Consider the following 5,215-nt stretch of genomic DNA (forward strand, 5'->3'; position numbering starts at 1 on the left):
TCTAATGTTACTAGGAGGTTTTCTCCCTCGGTTACTCCTGCGAGTTTTGCTTCGTCGCGTTGAATTAAGAAAGCAGTAGGAAAATAGGTTTCATCTAATACTAATTCTAGACGGTCTTGTTCGCCTGCAATTTTAAATGTTACTCCATCCGTTATTCCTGCATTTAATTTTCCAGATAAAACGGAATCAAAATCTACTGAATTTACGGCTAGGTTTCGTAATACAACATCGCCAACTAAACTTAAATCTTCGATAGATTTACCGATGACTTTTCCATCAAAGTTGACTCTACCTGTTAATAACTCTCCTTTTTTTTCTATGGGTAAATTTTGTGCTTGTGCTAATTTTTCTATAGGCAGAGATTCTAAGTCAAAGTCTGATAAGTTGACATTAATATTAATTCCAGAAATTGTCGGTGGTTTTTGCTGTGGAAAATCTACACCTACTACTCCATTAGCATTAACGTTTGGCGGGATAGAAACTTTTTCTATTTCTACTTGTTCGCCATTCCAGTCAAACATAGAATCAAGAGGTTGTTGAATAACTGGTAATTCTGAAAGTGTTAATTTGGCTTGAGCTGCTATAGCTTCTGGAGATAAATTTGCTAGAGTTCCAGATAAGTCTATATTTGTATTTAAAAAGCCGCCAATTACTGGTAAATTTTCAGCTTGTCCTAATAATTTTTGTACCTGTCTAATAGCTGCAACGGCTGGTTTTGTCTGTTCTTGTTTTTCCAATGCTGCGGAAAATTGTTCTAACGGAATTTGGTCTCCTACTACGGCAGTTTGCCATTTTTGACCTACTAATTCCCCTGTAATATTAACTGCTCCACCTTCTGCTAAAAGTACTTTTCCTTCAGCTTCCGCAGCGATAGCTTCTGGGTTTAAATTCTCTAAATTTCCGGCGACTTTAGCACTACCAAGAATATTCCCATTTATTGTGTCTAAATAAGGCAAAGCTTCTGAGGGAACTACTCCAATTTCTTTAGCTATTTTTTTGACAAAACTCAATGGAATAGGTTCCGCGATCGCTGAGGCTGTAAAATTACCATTGTCTAATTTTCCTGTGGCATTAATTGTATTATTTCCAATAATTAATTTTCCGGTTCCATCGGCAGCTATTGCTTGAGGATTCAGATTATTTAAGTTGCCAAATACACTCAGATTACCAAATAATTCTCCTTCAATTCCTGGTGGTAAAGTTGCGCTAGCTGGTATGGCAATTAAACCAGTTTTTCTGACTGTTTCTTCCAAAGGACGTAAAGCAATATTTTCTGTTTCTACATTTGCAAAAAAGTTGCCTCGTTCGAGTTTCCCATCAATATCAACAGCATTACCATCAATAAATAATTTACTATTAGTATTTGCAGTAATTGCTTCTGGAGATAAATTATTTAAATTTCCAGATAAATTAGCATTAACATTAACTTGACTATTTAAAGTTTTAATGGCAGGAATAGCAGCTTGTAAAGTTTGAATATGATTAGGTTCTACTGGTATTAATCCCGATTTTAAAACTGCTTCTCCCAAATCTAAAAGAGGATTTACTGCTAATTTACTGCTATTAACTGAAGCTTGAAAATTACCATTATTTAATTTACCCGTAGCGTTAACAGTTCCTCCAGCAATAATTACTTTCCCATCCCCATCAATAGCAATTCCTGCGGGAGTTAAATTATTAATATTTCCAGATATACTCGCTCCCCCCTGAATATTTCCCTTAGTATCTGTTGGTAAAACATTATTTTTAAGAGAAACAATTTGTGCTTCTGTTAATAACTTTTCGACAGCAGTAAGAGATATTTGATTAGTTTTAACAGTCGTTTGAAAATTACCCGAATTTAAACTACCTGTAGCATTAATTGTACCTTCGTCAATTTTGAGATTTCCGACTAAATCTCCTGCTATATTTTCAGGGGCAATATTTGCCAGATTTCCTGATAAATTAACATTACCATTGAGTCTACCATTGAGAGCTTTTAACCTGGGAATATTAACCCTAATATTATTTAACTGTTCCTGGTCAGTAATAATACCAGAATTTACAGCAGATAACCCCAAATCTAACAAAGGATTAAGTGGCAATTCTTCAGTATCAACCAATGCTTGAAACCTGCCATTATTAACTTTCCCATTAACATTAACCGTACCATTAGCCAGATTAACATTCCCCTGAAAACCAGTGGTTATGCCAGACAAACTTAAATCATTTAGATTAGCTAAAAAAGTCGCTTCACCATTAACTTTCCCATCAGTTTGACTAGATAAAATGGCATTAGGAGTCGTCAGAAGATTTGCATTTCTCCCTATTTTTTCTAAAGCACTTAAACTCAATTGAACAGCATTTCCCTTACCTTGCAAATTACCATTATTTGCCTGAGCATTAAAATTAACTTGACCGCCAGCAATATTTATTACCCCACTCCCATTCCCATCAATACTATTAATTGAAAAATCTCTCGTGAGACCAGAAGAACTAGCTTGAGCATTAACAATACCTTCCAACCCAGATGGTAAACCCAATGGTTTTAAAGGTTCTAAATTATCTAAATTAATTTGATTGACAGTAACGTTGAGCTGCCATTTTTCCAAATTAGCAGTACCATCAATATTAACCTTTCCCCCACCAACTTCAACAACAGTATTTTTAATATTCGCCTGACTATTAACAATATCAACAGTACCACTTATCGGATAAACAGCTTTTGGTAACTGCCATTGAACTTGCCCTTTCAGACTTTCCAAAGCTCCAGCGATCGCCACTTCAGTAGAAAAGTCACCCAGGGGAAGGGGTGGAGTAAAACCATATTGTTGAGCGATCGGTTCTAGTGGTACATTTTCCACCTTCAGGTTTAAGTCAACTACAGGATTAAAATTAGTTTCCTGCTCCTTACTGACTGACTTCCCCTCCTGGGAGGGGTTAGGGGTGGGTTGACTCCCTACTACTTGTTGAACTGACTCCCTCCTGACTCCTGACTTCCCCTCCTGGGAGGGGTTAGGGGTGGGTTGACTCCCGAATCCTTGTTGAACAGCACCCTTCCCTGTAATTTTCCCTCCCACCACTGGAGTAATTTGTAAGTCAGAAAAACCAGCAGTTAAATTGAGCGGTTGAAATTCTTGGTTTAACTGCGGACTAATAGTAAAATTTGTCGCAATATCCTTAAATCTTAATCTATCAACCCTAGTAACCTCAGTCGTTTGAACTTTCCCTGATACCACTGGTTGCAACAAACTACCAACAATACTGAAATTAGTTTTCACACCCCCATCTAATAAAGGTCTAATATCCTGAATTTGACTCCGAATTTGCTGAAGTTGTTGTTTAGTTTCTGCCGTTTCAATTTTACCCGAAAGTAAATCAATTTCTGTAGTAACAGTATTAAACAAAGTGTCGAAACTGACAGGCAAAACCTCCGCATTCAAATTCAGATTAAGATTTTGAGGGTCTAAGTCCGCCGTTGTTTGTGCCGTACCCTTGAGTTTTAATCCAATATTCCCGTACTTGGCGTTTAAATTTTCCACCGTAACTTTTGGCCAAGCAACATTAGCAACCGTATTCAGGTTAACAGTGTCGCTCAGGAAACTGCTGTTAGCATTCAACTCCTGCAAACTAACTTTTCCCTGGATATTTTGTACAAGGTCAGCAACTTTATCAGTTAATTTAATCTGAGTCCGGAGGTCTGCATTTAACTCCCCACTTTGCAAACTTACATCAGGAATATTTTCAAACGCTAATACTAAAGGAGCAAATATTGGTAATTGCAGTTTTTGCGCTACAATATCAGCTTTAATTTCCGAATTTTTGAGATTAATATCAGCATCAACCTGAAAATTACCTGCAACATCAATAACTTTGCCATTGAGGTCTACTAACCAACGTTGCAATTTGTCCTTAGAGAGAACTTCACTATTACTTAAATCTAACAATATCGGTTCAGAAGACTTTCCTGTTTCTGACGGCAGAATAGTAACATCTAGTTCTGGGAAACGTAGAGCTGTAATGTCAACATTAAAAGGAGGTGGTGGTAGATCGGCCAATTCTGGAATTTTAAACGAACCATCAGCTTGTTGTTGTAGATTAGCTTGAGATTTTCCAAATGTAATATCTAGTTTCAGAGTTTTGAATAACAGAGGTCCAAGAGCATACCTAACTTTAACTATCTCCGTAGAAGCAGCAATGGAGTCTGTGGAAGTTGCAGGTATAGATGAAGGGCCAAATTCTAGATAACCAATTCTAAATTTTTGCAGTTCGCCCACTTGAACTGGCCTTTGGGTAAGCCTGGTTAGATTATCACTCACCATTGGGGCTAATTTTTCTTGAAACCACCAAGTTCCTACTGCTCCTCCTGCCACAGAGATTGTCCCTAAACCTAGACCACTAATAATTACTATTCTGCGCCAGTTTCTTGATTGGGAGGTATCCGTTTGCCGATCAGAATTGTCTGGAGTATTTGTCATAAGTAAGTCAAAAGTTACATTTTAAAAGTTTTATATTTACTAAAAATATAGCTGCTGCTAGATATTATATTTTTGTCTCTCTGTATCAAGACTGTAGGTGGATTTAAGTTACTTACGCTTTTCCAATAATTTTAGATGTCTCTACTAAAAGAGGGAGTAGGGAGTAGGGGGAAAGAATTGATGATTTCTTTGTGATAATTTATTTGATTTTTTATTATTGGAGGTGTCTATTAAATCAAAAGCATTATTATTTCAGGCTTCAACTATATATATAGCAGCTCTATTCAAGTTCTGTAAAAAATATCGGATCGACAAGCAGGAGATATCAGAGTTTTAAACTTTACCTAAATAACTGGAGTTTAAAAAATTTATACTGTATCTAATATAGTATCTGACTAAAATTTTTATGGAGTTAGACTGAGTGGGATATAAACTTTTAATAGTACCATTCCTGTTTTTAGAGGTCTGGTAAAATGATTTTCCATAATTTGTTATAGCAATTTCCACACTTATGAGGTACAAAATTTTAGGTTTGAGGGAACAGGGAACAGGAAACAGGTAATAATAAAGATAAAAAGATAACTGTACCTTACCGAATAATTAATAATTAATAATTAATAATTCTGGTTTAAAGCCTCCCCTTTTAAGGGGAAAAAAAGCGGTCGTTTGCGGAGCAGTCCGTTAGGATGGGATGGCGAGGTCTCCTCGCCATATCCAATCGACCAAGAGAAGAAATAATGTTTCCTTATATTCAATCC

The 5,215-nt window shown here is 36.4% G+C and carries 1 protein-coding gene; it reads right to left on the reverse strand.

What is annotated here, in order from left to right:
* Window positions 1-4,457, reverse strand: a 4,457-nt coding sequence (locus AC3DU7_RS19800; RefSeq protein ID WP_488041028.1) for a hypothetical protein, incomplete at its 3' end; no start/stop codon positions are given.
* Between the last annotated feature and the right edge of the window lie 758 nt (window positions 4,458-5,215).

The organism is Okeania sp., assembly GCF_983059655.1.